Annotated in this window: 17 protein-coding genes; 11 read left to right on the top strand and 6 right to left on the bottom strand. The window is 67.6% G+C overall.

Annotated features, from left to right (window positions below; all coding sequences use genetic code 11):
• Positions 1 to 65 precede the first annotated feature (65 nt).
• Genes H8S61_RS14390 through H8S61_RS14380 form a run of 3 tightly spaced genes read left to right on the top strand, consistent with a single transcriptional unit; the run spans position 66 to position 2261 of the window.
• On the top strand, positions 66 to 1064 hold the full coding sequence (locus tag H8S61_RS14390) for a dihydroxyacetone kinase subunit DhaK (RefSeq protein ID WP_186939454.1): 999 nt from the start codon (positions 66 to 68) through the stop codon (positions 1062 to 1064).
• Positions 1065 to 1073: 9 nt separating this feature from the next.
• Entirely contained in the window at positions 1074 to 1916 is an 843-nt protein-coding gene (locus H8S61_RS14385; RefSeq protein WP_186939453.1) for a class II fructose-bisphosphate aldolase, read from the top strand.
• A 21-nt stretch (positions 1917 to 1937) separates the two neighbouring features.
• Positions 1938 to 2261 carry a VOC family protein gene (locus H8S61_RS14380; RefSeq protein WP_101722124.1) on the top strand — a complete coding sequence of 108 codons (324 nt, stop codon included), beginning with the start codon at positions 1938 to 1940 and terminating at the stop codon, positions 2259 to 2261.
• 126 nt (positions 2262 to 2387) lie between these two features.
• Here H8S61_RS14380 and H8S61_RS14375 read toward each other — a convergent pair whose 3' ends face one another.
• The gene (locus tag H8S61_RS14375; RefSeq protein ID WP_186939452.1) at positions 2388 to 4751 is read right to left on the bottom strand and encodes an oxidoreductase; all 2364 of its coding nucleotides are present in this window, start codon (positions 4749 to 4751) and stop codon (positions 2388 to 2390) included.
• 381 nt (positions 4752 to 5132) lie between these two features.
• On the opposite strand from H8S61_RS14375, the gene H8S61_RS17775 reads away from it, so the two are divergent.
• Positions 5133 to 6515, top strand: a complete 1383-nt coding sequence (locus H8S61_RS17775; RefSeq protein ID WP_186939451.1) for a helix-turn-helix transcriptional regulator — start codon at positions 5133 to 5135, stop codon at positions 6513 to 6515.
• Between the two features lie 66 nt (positions 6516 to 6581).
• Here H8S61_RS17775 and H8S61_RS14365 read toward each other — a convergent pair whose 3' ends face one another.
• The 3 genes from H8S61_RS14365 to H8S61_RS14355 all read right to left on the bottom strand — a co-directional run bounded on the left by H8S61_RS14365 (position 6582) and on the right by H8S61_RS14355 (position 9908).
• A complete protein-coding gene (locus H8S61_RS14365; protein WP_160943245.1) occupies positions 6582 to 6995 on the bottom strand; it encodes a YbaN family protein in 414 nt (137 codons plus the stop codon).
• A gap of 129 nt (positions 6996 to 7124) precedes the next feature.
• Positions 7125 to 8849 carry a putative bifunctional diguanylate cyclase/phosphodiesterase gene (locus H8S61_RS14360; RefSeq protein WP_186939450.1) on the bottom strand — a complete coding sequence of 575 codons (1725 nt, stop codon included), beginning with the start codon at positions 8847 to 8849 and terminating at the stop codon, positions 7125 to 7127.
• 3 nt (positions 8850 to 8852) lie between these two features.
• Positions 8853 to 9908: a cobalamin B12-binding domain-containing protein gene (locus H8S61_RS14355; RefSeq protein WP_186939449.1), complete on the bottom strand. Its 1056-nt coding sequence runs from the start codon at positions 9906 to 9908 to the stop codon at positions 8853 to 8855.
• A 181-nt stretch (positions 9909 to 10089) separates the two neighbouring features.
• Here H8S61_RS14355 and H8S61_RS14350 point away from each other — a divergent pair, with 181 nt between their 5' ends.
• From H8S61_RS14350 to rplT, 4 genes are all read left to right on the top strand, one after another.
• Complete coding sequence (locus tag H8S61_RS14350; RefSeq protein WP_186939448.1) at positions 10090 to 10884, top strand: class I SAM-dependent methyltransferase; 795 nt, start codon at positions 10090 to 10092, stop codon at positions 10882 to 10884.
• 247 nt (positions 10885 to 11131) lie between these two features.
• Positions 11132 to 11716, top strand: a complete 585-nt coding sequence (gene infC, locus H8S61_RS14345) for a translation initiation factor IF-3 (protein ID WP_186939447.1) — start codon at positions 11132 to 11134, stop codon at positions 11714 to 11716.
• Positions 11709 to 11906, top strand: a complete 198-nt coding sequence (rpmI, locus tag H8S61_RS14340; protein WP_160943249.1) for a 50S ribosomal protein L35 — start codon at positions 11709 to 11711, stop codon at positions 11904 to 11906. Before infC ends, rpmI begins: the two co-directional genes overlap by 8 nt.
• A 23-nt stretch (positions 11907 to 11929) precedes the next feature.
• Positions 11930 to 12283 carry a 50S ribosomal protein L20 gene (gene rplT, locus H8S61_RS14335; protein ID WP_154334526.1) on the top strand — a complete coding sequence of 118 codons (354 nt, stop codon included), beginning with the start codon at positions 11930 to 11932 and terminating at the stop codon, positions 12281 to 12283.
• 107 nt (positions 12284 to 12390) lie between these two features.
• Here the strand turns inward: rplT and H8S61_RS14330 are convergent, their stop codons facing one another.
• Positions 12391 to 12747, bottom strand: coding sequence for a NifB/NifX family molybdenum-iron cluster-binding protein (locus H8S61_RS14330; RefSeq protein ID WP_160943250.1), 357 nt, complete (start codon positions 12745 to 12747; stop codon positions 12391 to 12393).
• A gap of 99 nt (positions 12748 to 12846) precedes the next feature.
• On the opposite strand from H8S61_RS14330, the gene H8S61_RS14325 reads away from it, so the two are divergent.
• From H8S61_RS14325 to H8S61_RS14315, 3 genes are read left to right on the top strand one after another with little or no spacing between them, the layout of a single operon-like run.
• Complete coding sequence (locus H8S61_RS14325) at positions 12847 to 15792, top strand: FAD-dependent oxidoreductase (protein ID WP_186939446.1); 2946 nt, start codon at positions 12847 to 12849, stop codon at positions 15790 to 15792.
• The gene (locus tag H8S61_RS14320; RefSeq protein ID WP_186939445.1) at positions 15792 to 16163 is read left to right on the top strand and encodes a DUF1667 domain-containing protein; all 372 of its coding nucleotides are present in this window, start codon (positions 15792 to 15794) and stop codon (positions 16161 to 16163) included. Before H8S61_RS14325 ends, H8S61_RS14320 begins: the two co-directional genes overlap by 1 nt.
• A gap of 48 nt (positions 16164 to 16211) precedes the next feature.
• Entirely contained in the window at positions 16212 to 16478 is a 267-nt protein-coding gene (locus H8S61_RS14315) for a hypothetical protein (protein ID WP_160943253.1), read from the top strand.
• 540 nt (positions 16479 to 17018) lie between these two features.
• Here the strand turns inward: H8S61_RS14315 and H8S61_RS14310 are convergent.
• Complete coding sequence (locus H8S61_RS14310) at positions 17019 to 18491, bottom strand: DEAD/DEAH box helicase (RefSeq protein WP_160943254.1); 1473 nt, start codon at positions 18489 to 18491, stop codon at positions 17019 to 17021.
• Positions 18492 to 18587 lie beyond the last annotated feature (96 nt).

Below are 18587 nucleotides of genomic sequence, written 5' to 3'. Positions count from 1 at the left end.
CCGGCCTGCCGCATTGCGCGGCGGGCCTTTCTTTTCCGGCTGTCAAACGACTGAGGAGGAGCACCATGCAGATGAAGAAGTTCATCAACGACCCCGACAACCTCACCGCGGAGCTGCTCGAGGGCCTGGCCCTGGCCAACCCCGACATTCTCGAGCTGGGCGAGGACAACATGGTCATCAACAAGAAGCTGGCCGGGGCCGACCGCGTGACCATCGTGACGCAGGGCGGCAGCGGCCACGAGCCGGCCATCGAGGGCTTCGTGGGCGAGGGCATGGTGGACATCGACGTGGTGGGCGACATCTTCGCCGCGCCCGGCCCGCAGGCCTGCGTCGACGCCATCAAGCTGGCCGACAAGGGCAAGGGCGTGCTCTACATCGTGCTCAACCACGCCGGCGACATGCTGACGGGCAACATGACCATGAAGCAGTGCAAGAAGCAGGGCCTCAACGTGGTCAAGGTGGTCACGCAGGAGGACGTGTCGAACGCCCCGCGCGAGAACGCCGACGACCGCCGCGGCCTCGTGGGCTGCATCCCCACCTACAAGATCGCCGGCGCCGCGGCCGCCGAGGGCAGAAGCCTCGAGGAGGTGGCGGCCGTCGCGCAGCGCTTCGCCGACAACATGGCGACGCTGGCCGTGGCCGTGCGCGGCGCCACGCATCCGCAGACGGGCACGCTGCTGGCCGAGCTCGGCGACGACGAGATGGAAATCGGCATGGGCCAGCACGGCGAGGAGGGCGGCGGCCGCCAGCCCCTGAAGTCCGCTGACGAGACGGCCGCCATCATGGTGAACGCGCTCGTGAAGGACATCGGCATCGAGCCGGGCGAGCGGGTCATGCTCATCATCAACGGCTCGGGCGCCACCACGCTCATGGAGCAGCTCATCGTGTACCGCGCCGCGGTCAAGGAGCTGGCGAAGCAGGACATCGAAGTGGTGGCGAACTTCGTGGGCGAGATGCTGACCGTGCAGGAGCAGGCCGGGTTCCAGATGTTCATGGCGCGCATGGACGACGAGCTGCTGCGCCTGTGGAACGCCCCCTGCACCACGCCGTACCTGAAGAAGTAGGGGAGGCCCATGCTCGTATCTTTGAGAACCGTCCTCGCCTGGGCGGAAGAGAACGACTGCGCGGCCGCCGCCTTCGACACGCCGAACCTCGAGCTTTTGCTCGCCGCCATCGGCGCGGCCGAGGAACGCGACGAGCCGGTCATCATCCAGCACGCGCAGCTGCACGAGGAGGAGACGTCCATCGACGTGATCGGCCCCATCATGGTGGCGCGCGCCGAGGCCTCGCGCGTTCCCGTGTGCGTGATGCTCGACCACGGCGAGGATATCGACTACGTGCGCCGCGCCCTCGACCTGGGGTTCTCGGCCATCATGATCGACGGCTCGCAGCTTCCCTACGAGGAGAACGTGGCGTTGACGCTGGGCGCGGTGGAGCTGGCCCACGAGTACGGCGCCGACGTGGAGGCCGAGATCGGCTTCACCACGGGCCACGAGGGGCTCGAGAACGCCGACGACGACCGGGAGAACGTGTACACCGACCCCGACGAGGCCGCGCGCTTCGTGGCCGACACGGGCATCGACGCCCTCGCGGCCAGCGTGGGCACGGTGCACGGCTTCTACCGGGCCGAGCCGAACCTCGACTTCAAGCTGATCGAGGAGCTGCGCATCCGCTGCGGCGTGCCGCTCGTCATGCACGGGGGCAGCGGCCTGTCGTGCGAGGACACGCGGGCGGCCATCCGCGCCGGCATCCGCAAGATCAACTACTTCAGCTACATGAGCAACGCGGGCGTGCTCGCCGTCGAGGCGCTCATCGCCGAAGAGCACCCGAAGTACTTCCACGCCCTGGCCAACGCGGCGACCGCCGCCATGCAGGCCGACGCGGAAGCCGCCATGGACATGTTCTCGATGCGCTAGCGTCGAGCGAGAGGAGCGCGTATGACCGCAACCTATATGCACATCGGCATCCCCATCACGGAGAAGAAGCCGAACATGACCTACAACGAGGCCATGAAGTTCTGGGTGTCGAACGTCGACGACTACGACTACAAGGTGGAGTACCTCAAGTTCGAGGAGGGCACGCCCTTCCCCGAGGAGCTGCACCGCCGCTGGCACGTGGCCTACGCGGTGGACGATCTCGACCGCTACGCCGACGACGCCGACCGCATCATCTGCGGCCCCCTGGACGCCGGCCCCGGCGTGCGGCTGGCCTTCGTCGAGAAGGACGGCGCCGTCATCGAGCTCTACGAGGACAAGAACTAGCGTCTCCCGCCCGCACGCATGCCGAAAGCCCCCGCATCCCCTCGAGGGCGCGGGGGCTTTCGAACGCCGAAGGCCCCGAACCCGCAGCCGCCGCGATGCGATGGGCGCGGGTGCGGGGCCCATCGCCTATGCGGAAGGGGTGTCCGCCCTGGCGCCTGCGGGTCCTGCGCCGTCGCCGAACACCAGCTTGGGCTCTTTGGGCACGTAGTCCACTGCCGGAGCCGAGATGCTGCGCGCCGCCAGATTGCCCGTTGCGCTCGCGTGGGCGATGGTCGACGGTTCCTTCGCGTCTCCGACGAGGTACGTCTCGTAGGTGTCCTTGAGCGCAAGGTACAGGCCGTCGTTCGGCTGCATGTCGATGCACGACACCACGGTGTCGGCGGCTATCTGCACGACCGTGCCGTAATCGGTGCCGATGGCAACCTGATCCTCGGTGATCTCGCTGATCGTCGCGTTGCTGTACACCTGCGTGCCCTGGGCTCGCAGCCAGTTCAGGTTGTGGTGCTTGATCCAGGCGGGGCAGTGCTTGTCCACGTCCTCTTCGGGCCCTTCGTGCACGACGGTCACCGAGATCCCCTGCTTGACGAGGTGGATGGCGAAGTCGATCGCTTGGATGCCGGCTCCCACGAGCACGACGCTCGCTCCGAATTCCATCGTCGCGTAGTTCTCGATCGAGGTCACATGGGGCAGGTCGCTGCCCGGCGCGGTTATCATGCTGCGTTGGGCGCCGGTGGCCACGATGACCGCATCGGGCGCTTTCGAGGCGACGAAATCGGCATCGACCTCCTGGTTCGCGATCACCTCGACGCCTTGCACCTCGAGTTGGCGTTGCAGGTACGCGCGGTAATCCGCGATCTTCTCGTGGGTGCCCTTGACCGAGGCGGCGAACGACAGCATGCCCCCGGTGTCGGCCTTTTTCTCGCACAGCGTTACGCGGTGCCCGCGCCTTGCGGCGGTGTGGGCGGCTTCCATGCCCGCCGGTCCGCCGCCGATGACGAGCACGTTCTTGGATTCCTCGGCCGGAAGCGGCTCGTACCCCTCGGGCATGTCGGCCGTGTAGGCCCGGGCCATAGCGGGATTTGCACGACAGTGCATGGGCGTGCCGATCGCCAGGCTTCCCGCGAAGCACGTCATGCAGTGGTTGCAGGGTGCGATTTCGTCGCGGCGCCCTTCTTTGAGCTTGGCGGCGAACGAGGGATCCGCCAGCAGCGGGCGCGTCATGAGCACGAAGTCGATCTCGCCGTCGGCGATTGCGTCGTTGATGAGGTCGGGGGCGAGACGCGCGTCCATGCAGCCGACGGTTCCGACGGGGATCGACACGTTTTTCTTGATGTTGGCCGCGCTTTTCAAAAAGGCGGCCACGCCGTCGTACTGGCCCTGCCATTGGCCGTCCATATGCCTGCTGAAATCGGCGACGGTACCCAAACCGGTATGGCCCGGCACGGGCACGTTGAACATGTCGGTCATGAACCCTGCGGCATGGTTGCCGAATATCGACGAGCGAATGTGTAGGCTGGATGCGCCGGCGGCCTCGAACAGCTTCGCGAACTCGACGGCTTCCTCCTTCTTCATGCAGAGGTCGCTGTCGCCTAGCTCCGCGACGTTTTCCTCGATGGCGGAGTACAGCACTTGGATGCCGAAGCCGGGGCCGCATTTCTCGCGGATGCCGGAGATCATCTCGGTGATGAATCGCGCGCGGTTCTCTATGCTCTGCCCGCCGTACTCGTCGTCGCGCTCGGTGTTCCAGAAACGCGAGACGAACGAATCGAAGGTGTGGCTGCACGAGGCGTTCAGCTCAACCGCGTCGAAACCCGCCTGTTGCAGATGGTAGGCGGCCGTGATGACGTGGTCGCGCATGTCCTTGACCTCGTCGGTGGTCATGGGCACGTTCGAGTTCTGGTTTTCGATGTCGAGCGGCGAGTAGTGGCTCTTCGAGGAGGAGAAGCGGGTGAAATCGCCCAGCAGCTGTCCTCCGACGGGCACCCCGTAGCCGTGGCACATCTCGACGAACGGCTTCCAATGCTCGATATCCTCTTCACGGCCTGCCGATAGCATGGATATCTCTTCTTCGGGCCAGATGCCGCACTGCTCGCACCAGATCATGCCGATGCCGCCCTTTGCGAAGTTCTCGTAGAACGCCTGCCCTTCGAACGGCATCACCTCTTCGAGCAGGGCGGTGTCGGATCCGGCGCTGCTTTTGCACAGGCGGTTCGGCATGGTGTAGTCGCCGATCGTGAGCGGTTGGAACAACGCCGAGAAGTCGGTCGTGCAGGAGGTGTAGCCTTCGTCTTGCGGATTGATCTCCGCGGCTGCGACGTCCCCCGCGTTTCCCGCCCTTTCGGCCGCGCTCGCGTGCTCGTTCGCTTGCGGCTGACACCCCGAGACGATCGCGGATCCTGCGACGGCCGCGCCTGCAAGCGCGGCTCCTTTGAAGAACGTGCGGCGGGAAAATCCCCCCGCTTCCTCGAGTCCTTCGATGCGAAGCCCCATGAAAACCTCCTCCTTGATTGCGGGGAGGGGCAGCTCGCTCGCTCTTCGCTGCATCTCCCCGTGCTGACCTCTTCACGCTACGGCTGCGGGGAGGGGGCGTCTATCGCCCGAAGGAACCAATTTAGCTCGATCGCGCCGCAAGGGCCGGGTGGGGGCGGTTCGACGCTGTGGTCTGAAAGTACCAAATCTGCTTGAGGTTCGCCGGGATTTGCTATAGTGGCAGATACGGGGCGGTATGGGAGGGGTGGGGCGATGATGGGAAAAGCGGGTCGGAGCGAGGGAGCCCGCGCTTCTTCGCCCGCGTCGACGAGCAAGGCGGAAGGTTCTCTCGAGTTCAGATGGTCCCTTCTCGGCTCCTCGTTCACCACGATGGCGTCGTTCGTGCAGCTTCGCGCTTTCGCAGGGTCGGGCCCGTCGTTGCCTTTCTTCGACCTTTCGGAGACCGCGCTCATCGTGGCGACGCTTGCAAGCTGCGGCGTGTGGCTCGTCGCCGTCGTTCGCTCGAAGGCGGGCGGTCGTTTTCTTCCGAGTCCCAGCGCGGCGAGATTGTCGGCGATCCTGTTGCTTGCGGGGCTTCCTCTCGTGTACGGAGGCGGATTCGGGTCGCAGGCGGGAGGTTTCCTGTTTCTTGCAGGATGCGCGTCTGCGGGCGTTGGCAGCGGTATGCTCCTGCTGCTGTGGGGGCGCGTCTACGGCACGCTTCCTCCCAAGACGGCTCTCTTGAACGGGACGCTGTCGAGCTTCGCGGTCATGGTTGCGTGGGCTCTCACCCCGCTGGTGCCGACGTACGGTTTGCGCGCGGCGTGCTGGGTGCTGTTGGCCGCAGGCGCGGTGGCCCTGCTGATGAGGGAGCTGCGCCTGACCGCCGACCCCCGTTCTTCCGCGTCGAGCGATGCCGCGGGCACGCTGGAGCTGTACGCCGTCGCCGAGCCTGGCGAAACCCCCTTGCGCGAGGCGTTCGATTTCCTGTGGAAGCCCATAGCCGCGATGGCCATCAGCTCGTTCGTGCTGGGGGCGTGCTCGTCGCTCGAGTTCGACGGGGACCCGTCGCTGCTGCTCTGCCAGATAGCGGGCCATGTGGCGCTGACGATCGTCATAGTCGTGCTGCTTCGCAGGCAGAAGGGGTTGATGGACGTCACGCTGGTGTACCAGGCCCTCATGCCCGCAACGGCCATCGTCCTTCTGTCGAGCATGGGGACGCTGCCTCAGGCGAGCTTGTTCTCGAGCGTGGTGCTGAATCTGTGCTTCTCGGTATTCGACGTGCTCGCTTGGGCGTGCTTGTCGATAGCGGTGTTCGTGTTCCGCGCGCCGGACGATTTCGTGTACGGCTCGAAGAGCCTCGTCTGCACGTTGCTGCTGCTCGCCGGCATGATGACGGGTCGGTTCTTGCCTGCGGGAGCCCTCGAGGTGGTTCTGTTCCTCATCGTTTCGCTGTACGTGTTCGTGCTGGTGGTGGCTCTGTCCCTCGAGACGCGCAAACGGCGCGACGCTCCCCTTGAAAAGGTTGCGATCGCACCGGAGCTGGCGCAACGATGCAGGGTGCTGTGCGATGGCGGGAAGCTGTCCGAGCGCGAGTCGGAAGTGTTCTCTTATCTGGTGATCGGGCGCAGCTCGACGTATATCGCCAACAAGCTGTACCTGTCTCCCAATACCGTGAAGAGCCATATCCAGCGCATATACGCGAAGCTGAACGTGGGCACGAAAGAAGAGATGATCGACCTCGTGTTCGGATCGGACGAGCTGTGCGGCGTGTTCGAGCGGTAGGCCGTGCGTCGGGCTGCGGGCCCCCGCAAGGACTTCGACGCGCTGTTCGAGGGTCGAGGGGGAGCCTTACCCCTCTTCTTCGGCGCGGCGGATGGTTTGGACGTGCTCGGGGGCGATGGTGGGGATGCGCACGAGCAGGAGGTACAGCAGAAACGCGCTCACGCAGCTGAGGATGGCCCAGACGAGCGGCTTCTGCACGAACCACGCGGACAGCCCCATGAGCGAGAACGACACGGCCAGGATGCGCACCTTCGCGCCGAGCGGGATGCCGCCTGCCTCCTTGAACGCGGCGACGTAGGTGCGGTACACCCGCGTCGAGACGATCCACGCGTGGCAGCGCGGCGAGGATTTCGCGAACAGGAACGTCGCGAGCAGCAGCAGCGGGGTGGTGGGCAGCACGGGCACGAACACGCCGATGCAGCCGATGATGCAAGCCGTCCAAGCGCCGGCGAGCATGAGATAGCGAACGATGCGATTCAAGGGCGTCCTTTCCGTCGGGGTCAGCGGATGGGCGTGAAGTTGTGGCCGCCAGTATACCAAACGTTGCGTTCGGGCGGGCCTGCGAAGAGCGGGGAGGCGGGTTAATCCTGAGGGCGGCGGCTCGGGCGGCTAAGGCCGTGGCAGGTGCTCGAGGAAGGCGCCTTCGGCCATGGGTCGCCCGTACAGGTAGCCTTGCGCGAAGCGGCATCCCATGGATGCGAGCAGCGATGCCTGCCCTTCGGTTTCCACCCCTTCGGCGATCACCTGCATGTCCAGCTGGCCGGCAAGGCCGATGATCGACCGCATGATCGCGTGCTTGCGTTCCGGGCGGTCGGTTCGGCGAAGGAAGCCCATATCCAGCTTGAGCACGTCGACGGGGAGGTCGGCGAGGGCGTTGAGCGACGAGTAACCGCTGCCGAAGTCGTCCATCTCGATGACGAAGCCCGCCCGCTTGAGGCGGTTGACTGCGGCGAGCGGCTGGCCGGAGTCTTCGACGAACACCGTCTCGGTGATCTCCAGGTGCAGGTCGGCCGGTTCGAGGCGGTGGCTGCGCACCATGTCCGCCAGCAGCTCGGCGAGGTCCTCGCGGTACAGGTCGGCGCGCGACACGTTCACGGACAGCGGCACGGCGTTGCCCGTGCCGCGCCAGCGCTCGAGCATGCCGCACGCCTTCTCCCACACGTAGCAGTCGAGCGTGTGGACGAAGCCGTTCTTCTCGAACGCGGGGATGAAGTCCTTCGGCGACACGGCTCCCAGGTCGGGGTGGTTCCAGCGCACGAGGGCTTCCGCGCCGATGACGCGCTGCGTGGCGACCTCCACCTTCGGCTGCAGCACGACGTAGAAGTCCTCGCGTTCGATCGACTCCACCATGGTGTTGACGATGTTCTGCTCCGTGATCATCTGCTTGCGCATGGACGCATCGTACAGCGCCAGGTCGTTGTTGTAGTCGTTCTTCACGCTCTCGGCCGCCATGAGGGCGCGATCGCAGATCCGCGCGACGTCGGGCGGCTTCTCGTCGATCTGGTACACCCCGAGCTTCGCCTGGAGGCGCATCGGCAGCGGATACTCGCTCAAAAACGCGGCCAGCCTGTCCGACATGCGCTCGTAGGAGCCTTCCGCCCGCTCTTTGAGCATGAAGAACGTGTCGGCGCGCGCTCGGGTGATCAGGAGGGGCTTCTCCTGCTCCTCGATCGCCCCCGCGATGCTCATGAGCAGCTGATCGCCGGCGTTCGTCCCGAACGTCTCGTTGACGATCTTGAACCGCTCCACGTCCAGCGCCACCACGTCGAGCTTCGCCGACGAGCCTCCTTCGATGAGGACTCGCGCCCGCTCCTGGAACGCCTTCTCGGTGAGCAAGCCGGTCAGCGAGTCGCGCTCCAGCACCTCGATGGCGCTTTTCGCCGCGCGCGCGTCCTCGAGCAGCTTCTTCAGCTGCGCGTTCGTTTTGGAGATCGTGCGCTGGGAGTTGACCAGCTTGCTGTTGAGCCGCTGTATCTCGAAGTACTCGCTGCCGTGCGGCTCCAATCCGAGCATCCCGGGAGTGGTGAAAGCGTTCAGCGCGAATTCGGCGACGCGGGGCAGGTCGGCCTCGTCGTCGAGGTGGTAGGCGAAGACGAGCACGACGTCCTCGAACGATCTGAGGGCGATGTTGAGGGCCGAAGGGCCGTCGAGCGTCGTGCTCAGCGCGGCGGATGAGCTCGCCTCGGGTTCGAGGTCGAGCAGCGCGTCGAGCGCGCGGGCGTTCTCGAACAACTCGTGCACGTCGACGGCCCCGAGGGGGAGGATGCCGGGCGTCGCGCGGACCACCCGCTCGACCGCGCCGCGCCTATCGCAGTACGCCAAGTATGCGATCACGGCTCACCCCAGGTTCTCTTCGGCCCACCGGACGAGCACGCGCGCGTCGGTCGCGCACTCGTCGACGTCCCACGATTTCCAGGCGCCCGTGTTCTCGAAGGCGCGGCCGCCCACGGCGATGGCGACGTTCGGCCGGGAGCCCCTCAGCCGCTCGACGACCTCCTTGCACAGAGGCAGGTGGTGCGTCATGGTCACCGAGAGCGCGACGAGGATCGGATCGTGCTCGTCGATGGCGGCCTCGATCGTCTCGACGGGCGTCGCGGCTCCCAGGAACACGCTGTCCCACCCGCTGTACTCGAAGAGGTCGGCCACCGTGCGGGCGCCCAGCTCGTGCAGCTCGCTTCCCACGCAGGCGACCAGCAGGGTCTTTCCCCTGCGCTCCTGCTCGAACACGAACGGGTAGAACTGCGAGAGCGCGATTTGCATGGTGGACGTGCAGCGATGCTCGACGTCGACCGAGATGATGTTGCGGTGCCACAGCTCGCCCACCCTGCGCATGACCGGCGCCACGATGTCGACGTAGAGGTCGGGCAGGGGGATGCCGCCGCTCGCGAACTCGAGGACGAGCGCCGAGACGCTTATCGTGTCCGCGTTCAGCAGGCGGTCCAGCAAAAGCTCGGACTCCTCGCGGTAGGCGGCGAACCCGTCCGACGGGGGCGTTTCGCGCGCGCACTCGTCGAAGGCGGCGCGCACGGCCCCGTCGAGGATGCGATGCATGCGCGGACGGTCCTCGGCGGGCATCGTCGGCTCCATGCAGGATCGGATGAGCTCGTAGTGGGCCGCCATGATGTCGCGCACGCGCTCGCGCGTGCAGTTCGGCAGGAGGGGGACGAGCAGCTGGTGCACCCAGCGCGCGTGCGCGGCGTACAGCCCGTCGTCGCCGAGGCTCAAAACCGTGCGCAGGAAGTTCACGTTGTACGCGGCATCCTGGTACATCGCGCGTTTGGCCCATTCGTCCAGCTCGTCGTTCAGGCGCGGGTCGTCCGCGAATTGGCGTTCGAACACCTCGTCCGCCAGCTTGCGGAGCGCCGCGTCTTTGTCGATGAGAAGCAGGCTCATCCGGTGCTCCCTTCGCCCGTCTCGGTAACCGAACAGGTACGTCGGCTCCAGTATACCCTTACTCGAGAACGGCAGGGGGCGAGGCCCTCCCGCTCAACGACGCGTTCAACGTCGCAGGTCGCCGTCGCGAACCCTTCGCGTATACTGATGGAAGCGGGTGCGGGCGGAGCGAGGGGGCGCGATGGGGTACGTCGAGGCGAACAAGGAAGCGTGGGAAGAGGCGTTCGAGCATCGGCTTCCCGGCTGGGGCGAGGACGTCGCCGAACGGCTGCAGCGCGAGGAGCTGCCGTTCCTCAACCCCGACCTCGCGCTTAAGCTGCGATCGCTGGACCTTGCGGGCAAGGACGTGGCGCAGTTCTGCTGCAACAACGGGCGCGAGCTGCTGTCGCTCATGCAGCTGGGCCCCGCGCGCGGCGTGGGCTTCGACATCGCCGAGAACATCCTCGACCAGGCGCGGGACAGCGCGCGGCGCGCCGGCGTCGAGCGCTGCACCTTCGTGGCGGGCGACGTCCTCGCCGTCCCTCCCGCCTACGACGGGGCTTTCGACCTCGTGCTGTTCACCGTCGGCGCCATCACCTGGATCGAGGACTTGGACGCCCTGTTCGCCAGGGTTGCGGCGTGCCTGAAGCCGGGCGGCGCGATGGTCGTCCACGACTTCCATCCCGTCATGAACATGCTGCCGCTGCCCGGCGAACCCGGCTTCGACGCCGAGCCGCCGAGCCGGCTGGCCTATTCGTACTTCCGCAGCGAGCCCTGGATCGAGAACGAGGGCATGGGGTACCTGTCCGAGCGCTACGAGTCGAAGACGTTCACGAGCTTCTCGCACACGATGTCGGCCATCGTGAACGCGACGTGCCGCGCCGGGCTGACCGTGGCCGCGCTGGACGAGTTCGACTACGACGTCGGCCTCGCCGACGCGTACGACGGCCGGGGCCTTCCGCTCTCGTTCCTGCTGACGTCGCGGAAGCGCGGGTAGGCTCGGGGCGCGAAGGGCGAAGGGCAGAGGGCGAAAAAGCTGCGCAAAACGCTTGCATCCGCCCGGCTTCGTGCTACAATAGGCAAGTTGTTTATTCAAGTGAGGGGAAGCCCTCCACCTGGTTCGGCGCTTTGGCTGCTGATGGGTCGCTCGAATACCGGCTGAAAAGCCCGAAACGAATGCGAAACCCGTACGCTCCCAAGGCGACGGGTTTTTACTATGGCGCGGAAGCGCGAAGGATTGGGAGGTGAGCGCGATAGCTGCTCAGGAGCCTCGGCTCAACGAAGAGATTACGGTTCGCGAATGCCGTCTGATCGGCTTCGATGGCGAACAGATGGGCATTTACGTCACGGCGGAGGCTCAGCGCGTCGCCGATAACCAGGGGCTCGACCTCGTGGAGATCGCGCCGAACGCCGAACCGCCCGTATGCCGCATCATGGATTACGGCAAGTTCAAGTACGACCAGGCCATCAAGGCCAAGCAGGCCCGCAAGAACCAGAGCAAGGTCGAGACGAAGGAAATGAAGTTCCGGCCGAAGATCGACGTGGGCGACTACACGACCAAGAAGAAGCACGTCATGCGCTTCCTCGAAGCCGGCAACAAGGTGAAGATCACCATCATGTTCCGCGGCCGCGAAATGGCGCACCCGGAGCTGGGCCTCACCATCCTGGAGCGTCTGGCCGACGACCTGAAGGACGAAGCGGTCATCGAGAACCAGCCCAAGATGGAAGGCCGCAACATGCACATGCTCATCGCCCCGCTGCCTGCGGCAGCTGCGGCGAAGAAAAAGAAAGAGAACGAGAAGAAAGAAGAAGGGAACGACCATGCCTAAGATGAAGACTCATCGCGGCACCGCGAAGCGATTCCGCGTCACCGGTTCCGGCAAGATCATGCGCTCGAAGGCTTTCAAGAGCCACATCATGACGAAGAAGAGCCCCAAGCGCAAGCGCAACTTCCGCCATGAAACCGAAGTGGCCACGGCTGACCAGAAGGTCATCGCCCGCAACCTCGGCCTCCGCTAATCGAAAAGGAACAGTGATAGAACATGCCTCGTGTCAAGCGCGCAGTCAGCGCCCATAAGAAGCGTCGTACCGTCCTCAACCGCGCCAAGGGCTACTACGGTGCGAAGTCCCGTTCCTACCGTGCCGCGAAGGAGCAGGTGCAGCATTCGCTCCAGTACATGTACCGCGACCGCCGCAACAAGAAGCGCGAGATCCGTCGCCTCTGGATCACCCGCATCAATGCGGCCGCCCGCATCAACGGCATGAGCTACTCGGTGCTCATGAACGGCCTCAAGAAGGCCGGCGTCACGCTGGACCGCAAGGTGCTGTCCGACATGGCCATCAACGACCCCGCGGCGTTCACCGCCATCACCGAGGTTGCCAAGAAGGCCCTGTAGCCTTCCGTTTTGCGGCCTACGGTCCGCGAAACCGCTCGACGATATGACGAAGGCCCCGCAGCGCGGGGCCTTCGTGCGTTCGGGCCAAGGGGGGGGGATGCGCTTCCTCACGCTTCGAGGGCGTTGAGGGTCTCCTCGTCGTTGTGCCATTCGTCGGCGCCGATGAGGGTGTGGGCCAGGTACGCCTCGGCCGCATCGCGAGCGCTTCCCTCCTCGTTGGCCACCACCTCGATGTCGGCCGCTTCCAGCGCCTCCACGGCGTCGCGCTCGATGATGCCGGTGATGACCGCCGTCACGTCGAGCTCGCGCAGCACGGCGGCGATGCGGGCCGGGCTTTGATGGGGGTTCGGCATGTTCTGGCATTCGACGATGATGCCCCGTTCGATCTTGTAGCAGGTGAAGCTCGCGCAGTGCCCAAAGTAGGGCGAGACTGCCAGCCCCTCGCTTGCCACCGCTATCCTCATAAGGTTCCTTTCGTCGCTTCGTGGAGATAACGATACCGTGCTTGATCGATTGCGTGTCTGCCCTTTCGCTCAACGGGGATAAATAGTAAGCTGAACGACATGGATACCGAACCTCTTCAGAGCGTCGACGTTGCGATCGTGGGAGCGGGCGTTGCCGGATCGACGGCGGCGCGCGCCTTGGCGCGTTGGCGCCTGTCCGTCGTGGTGCTGGAAGCGGGCAACGACGTGGCCTGCGGCGCGACTCGCGCGAACTCCGGCATCGTGCACGCCGGGCACGACCCGCTGCCCGGAACGCTCAAGGCGCGCTTCAACGTGGAAGGGTCGAGGCTGTTCCCGCAATGGGCCGACGACCTGGGATTCTCCTATGTGCGCAACGGCTCGCTCGTGCTCGCGTTCTCCGACGAGGAGCTGGCGTCCGTGCGCCGCCTCGTGGCGCGCGCGGCCGAGAACGGCGTGGAGGGCGTGCGCGAGCTGGACGCCGCTGCGGTGCGGGCGCTTGAGCCGCAGGCGAGCCCGCTCGTGCGCGGCGGCTTGCTGGCCGAGACGGGGGCCATCTGCGACCCGTACGAGGTGGCGCTGTTCTCGGCGGAGCAGGCGGCGCTGCACGGCGCGGCGTTCCGCTTCAACGAGCGCGTCGTGTCCGTCGAGCGCCTGGCGCCCGAGCGCGCCGCGGCGCTCGCCGCCGATGCGGCGCCTCCGGCGCGCTACCTGCTGGTCGCCTCCTCGGGCGCGCGTTACGCCGCGCGCGCGGTGGTGAACGCCGCCGGCGTGTTCGCCGACGAGCTGAACAACGCCGTGAGCGCGCACCGCCTGCGCATCGCGGCCCGGCGCGGCGAGTACTGCCTCTACGACACCGAGTACGGCCCGCTGTTCTCCCGCACGGTGTTTCAGGCTCCGTCGTCGGCGGGCAAGGGCGTGCTCGTGACGCCGACCGTGCACGGCAACCTGCTCGTGGGGCCGAACGCGGTGGAGCAGGCGAGCAAGACCGACCTGTCGACGAGCGCGGAGGGCCTGCGGTTCGTGCTGGACTCCGCGAAGAAGACCTGGCCCGACGTCAGCGCGCGCGGCATGATCGCGAACTTCGCGGGCCTGCGCGCTTCGAACGCCGACGGAGACGACTTCGTCATCGGCGAGCCGGACGACGCGCCCGGGTTCTTCAACATCGCCTGCTTCGACTCGCCGGGGCTCACGTCGGCGCCGGCCGTGGCCGAGCACGTGGCGCGCGCGGTGGCCGAGCAGCTGGGGGCCGAGCCCAATGAGGCGTTTCGGGCCCGACGCGAGCGCTGCAAGCCGTTCGCCGAGCGCGACGAGGCCGAACGGGAGCGCGCCATCGAGGCCGACCCGCGCTGGGGGCATATCGTGTGCCGCTGCTGCGAGGTGACCGAGGCCGAGCTCGTGGCCGCGCTGCACGGGCCGCTGCCGGTGCTGTCGCTCGACGCGCTCAAGTGGCGCACGCGCGCGATGATGGGGCGCTGCCACGGCGGGTTCTGCTCGCCGGAGATCGCGCGCATCGTGGCGCGGGAGACCGGCGTGGCACCCGATGCGCTGGACAAGCGCCTGGCGGGCTCGCCGGTGGTGGCGACGGCGCGCCCCGGCTACGCGGAGCTGGCGGGCGCGGGCGCGCCGGCCGCCGAACGCGGCGGCGCCGAGGCGCCGAAGGGCGCGCGCGAGCCGTACGACGTGGCGGTGGTGGGCGGCGGTGCCGCCGGCATCGCCGCAGCCCAGGCCGCTGCGCGGCAGGGTGCGCGCGTGCTGCTGCTCGACCGCGAGGAGAAGCTGGGCGGCATCCTCAAGCAGTGCGTGCACAACGGCTTCGGGCTGCACCGCTTCGGCGTGGAGCTGACGGGGCCGGAGTACGCGCAGCGCGAGATCGACGCGCTCGCGGCGGAAGGCGCGGTGGACGTGCTGGCGGGGGCCAGCGTGACGTCCGTCGATCCGAGCCGTCCGGGAGACGGTGCAGGCGCGCCGCTCACGGTGCACGCGGTGGACGCGCGCGGCGCGCATGCGTACCGTGCGCGCTCCGTGGTGCTGGCCACCGGCTCGCGCGAGCGCGGGCTGGGCGCGCTCAACATGGCGGGCGCCCGTCCGTCGGGCGTGTTCTCGGCGGGCAGCGCGCAGAACTTCATGAACCTGCAGGGATGCCTGCCCGGTCGGCGCGCGGTCATCCTCGGCTCGGGCGACATCGGGCTCATCATGGCGCGCCGCCTGGCGTCCCAGGGCGCCGAGGTCGTCGGCGTGCACGAGCTCATGCCGCATCCGTCGGGCCTGCGCCGCAACGTGGTGCAGTGCCTCGACGACTTCGGCATCCCGCTGCACCTCAGCTCGACGGTGACCCGCTTGGAAGGGGAGGGCCGCCTGAGCGCGGTGTACGTGTCGCGCGTGGACCCCGAGACGATCCAGGCGATTCCCGGCACGGAGCAGCGCATCGCGTGCGACACGCTGCTGCTGTCGGTGGGCCTGCTGCCCGAGAACGAGGTGGCGAAGTCGGCCGGGGTGGGGCTCGACCCCGTCACGGGCGGCGCGCGCGTGGACAACCGCCTGGCGACCGACGTGTCTGGCGTGTTCGTGTGCGGCAACGCGCTGCACGTGCACGATCTGGTGGATCATGCGTCGCAGGAGGGCGAGCGCGCGGGTTCCGCGGCAGCCGCCCATGCGATGCGGGAGGGCGCGGCCGGCGCCGCCGATGTCGCGCTCGGCGACGCGGGAGCCGGCATCCCCGTGATGGCGGGCGAGGGCGTGCGCTACGTCGTGCCGCAGACCGTCGACGCCGCCACGCCGTCCGACGAGAAGCTCATGCTGTCGCTGCGCGTGACGCGCACGGTGAACGAGCCGCGCTTCATCGTGGAGGGCATCGACGCCGCGGGCCGGGTGCGCGAGCTCAAGCGCGCGAAGACGATGATCGCCGTGCCCGCCGAGATGGTGCTCGTCACCGTCCCCGTCGGCGCCGCGGCGGGCTGCTCGGCCGTGCGCGTGCGCGTGGAGGGCCGCGACGCGGCTGCGGCGCCTGCGAGCGACGCGGGCATCGCAGGGGGAGGGGCCGACTGATGCAATTCGCCACCGACATCGTCGCCTTCACGTGCATCTGCTGCCCGCTGGGCTGCCGCGTCGAAGTGACGCTCGACGAGAACGGCCAGGTTGCCGACGTTTCCGGTTACACGTGCAAGCGCGGCGCGGAGTACGCGGCGCAGGAGGCCGTCGCGCCCGAGCGCATGGTGACGGCCGTGCTGTGCGTGTCCGGCTGCCTGGAGCCCGTCAGCGTGAAGACGCAGCGACCCGTGCCGAAGGCCGCCATGCGCGACGTGCTGGCCGCCATCGCCGCGCTGGACCTTTCCGCGCCCGTCGCGGCCGGTGACGTGCTCATCGAGGACGTGTGCGGCACCGGCGTGCCCGTCGTCGCCACGAAGGGCGTATGCTAGGGGAAGGCGACCCCCGTCGGGCCGTTTTCGATGGGAGGAGCTTTCGATATGAGCGATGAACCTTTGAACGGCGAGCAGGCGCCCGAGCCCGCAGGGGACGACCGCGCGCGCCTCGCGGCCACGATCCTGGTGGCCGTCGGCACGCTCGTGCTGCTGTTCGCTGCCGCCGTGGCGGTGTTCCTGCTGATCGCGGAGGTGCTGAGCGGCCAGTGGCTGCTGGCTGGCAGCGCCGTCGTGGTGCTGGCGTTTCTGCTGTGGCTGGGCAACCGCCTCGTCCGCGTGGCCGCCAACCAGAACAAGAACCCGCTGGGGTAAGGCGGACGACCCCGCCCCGGCCCGGGAGCGTCGGGACGCTTCTCCGTGGCGCGGAGTGAGGGGCGCGGTCAGGTGGGGCCGGGACGCACTCCTTCTCCGTGGCGCGGAGGAAGACGTGCGGCTCGTGACGCGCGCCCGCGCCGATTCGCGATGGGCGCGGCGTGCGGTCGGCGTGGCGCGGGGTCGCCTTGGCCGGGAAGCCTCTGCCGCGCCAAGGGGGGGGACGGGCGTCTCGAGGCGAAAGCGAGGGATGCGAAGCCGGTTTCGGCACGCAAAACAGGCTGTTCCAAGCAGTTTTTTCGTTTTGCGTGCTTTTCTTTTCCCGAAACGGGGATTCCGCTGCGGTGTGCGTACAAAAGCCCAGGTCGGAAATTCTGAGTGCTTGCCAAAAGGCAAGCTGATCGGCCCCGGCGTTCGCAAAACGAAAAAATCGCTTGCCGCGAGCGAAATCGCGTGCCGCGTTCCCCGCTCCGATTCGGAATGCGCGCCACCTCCGCCCCGAACGCAAAAAGAGGGTCGCATCTGCGACCCTCTTTCGTTCTACCTGCTGCGCTTGCCCCTCTGCTGGGCGACGGCGGCGCGGTGGGCGCGGCCGGGGCGCAGGTCGGAGCCGCCGCGCTTCTTCGGCGCGCCGCCCTGCGGGGCGTTCGGCTTCTTGCCCTGCGGGCCTTGCGGGCGGTTGGGCTGGCCGCCCTGGCCGCCCGACGGCTTCTTCTTCGCGGGCGGGCGCTTGCTGCCCGCCGCCGGAGCGTCGGCCTGGCCCTGCTCCCGGGCCTTGGCCTTCTTGCGCTCGCGCGCGGCCATCTCCTTAGAGGCCTGCTTGATCTCGGGGTCGCGGCGCGCGTCGGCGCGGGCTGCCTTGCCGGCCGCTTCCTCGGCGGCCTGCTCGGCATCGAACGAGGCCACCTCCATGACGGGGATGGGCCGCTTGATGAGCTTCTCGATGTCGCGCAGCGCGTCGGCGGTCTCGGGGCTGACGAACGACACGGCGAAGCCCGCGGCGCCCGCGCGGCCCGTACGGCCGATGCGGTGCACGTAATCCTCGGGCTGGGTGGGCAGGTCGAAGTTCACGACGTAGTCCACCTCCTCCACGTCGATGCCGCGCGCCAGCACGTCGGTGGCCACGAGCACGCCGGTCTTGCCGTTGGCGAAGTTGTCGAGCGCGCGGCGGCGCTGCGCCTGGCTGCGGTCGGAGTGGATGGCCTCCACGGTGTAGCCGGCGCGCTTGAGGCGGCGGCACGTGGAGTCGGCGCGGCTGCGCGTGCGGGCGAACACGATGACGCGCTCGGCGCCCTTCTCGGCCAGCAGCGCCTTGAGCAGCGCCGGCTTGAGCGTCTGCGCCACGTGGACGACGTACTGGTCCACGGTGTCGGCCGTCTCGCCCTTGTGCGCGATCTCGACGAACGCCGGGTCGTGCAGCAGCTTGCCCACGCTGTTCTTGATGGACGCGTCGATGGTGGCCGAGAACAGCAGCGTCTGGCGCGAGGAGGGCGTGGCGCCGATGATCTTCTTCATGGCCGGCCAGAAGCCCATGTCCAGCATGCGGTCGGCCTCGTCGAGCACGAGCACCTCCACGTCGCCGAGGCGCACGGCGCCCTGCTCCATGAGGTCCACGAGGCGCCCCGGCGTGGCGATGAGGATGTCCACGCCGTGCTTCAGCTTGTTGATCTGCGGGGTGTAGGACAGGCCGCCCACCACGGTGAGGATGCGGTGATGCGTGGACGCGGCGATGGCCGTGCACACCTCGCCGATCTGCTGGGCCAGCTCGCGCGTGGGCGTGACCACGAGCATGAGCGGGCCCTGGCCGCCCTTGGCGTGCCCGAGGCGGTCGAGCGAGGGCAGCGAGAAGGCCGCGGTCTTGCCGGTGCCGGTCTTGGCGGCGGCGATGAGGTCGCGCCCTTCGAGCGCCAGCGGGATGGCCTGCTCCTGGACGGGCGTGGGCGCTTCGTAGCCCAGGCGCGCGACGGCTTGCAAAGCCTGGTCGGACAGGCCGAGTTCGTTGAATTGCTTCATATGTCTCTGTTTTCTGTGTCGGTGCGGCACGCATGCCGCTCATTGCAGGTGCGGGGTCGATCCGCCGCGTCATGCATGTCGGAAGATCGAGGCGCC

Origin of the sequence: Eggerthella hominis (assembly GCF_014287365.1) — a bacterium.
GTDB classification, from domain to species: Bacteria; Actinomycetota; Coriobacteriia; order Coriobacteriales; family Eggerthellaceae; genus Eggerthella; species Eggerthella guodeyinii.
This window is presented reverse-complemented; position numbering and strand designations above follow the sequence as displayed.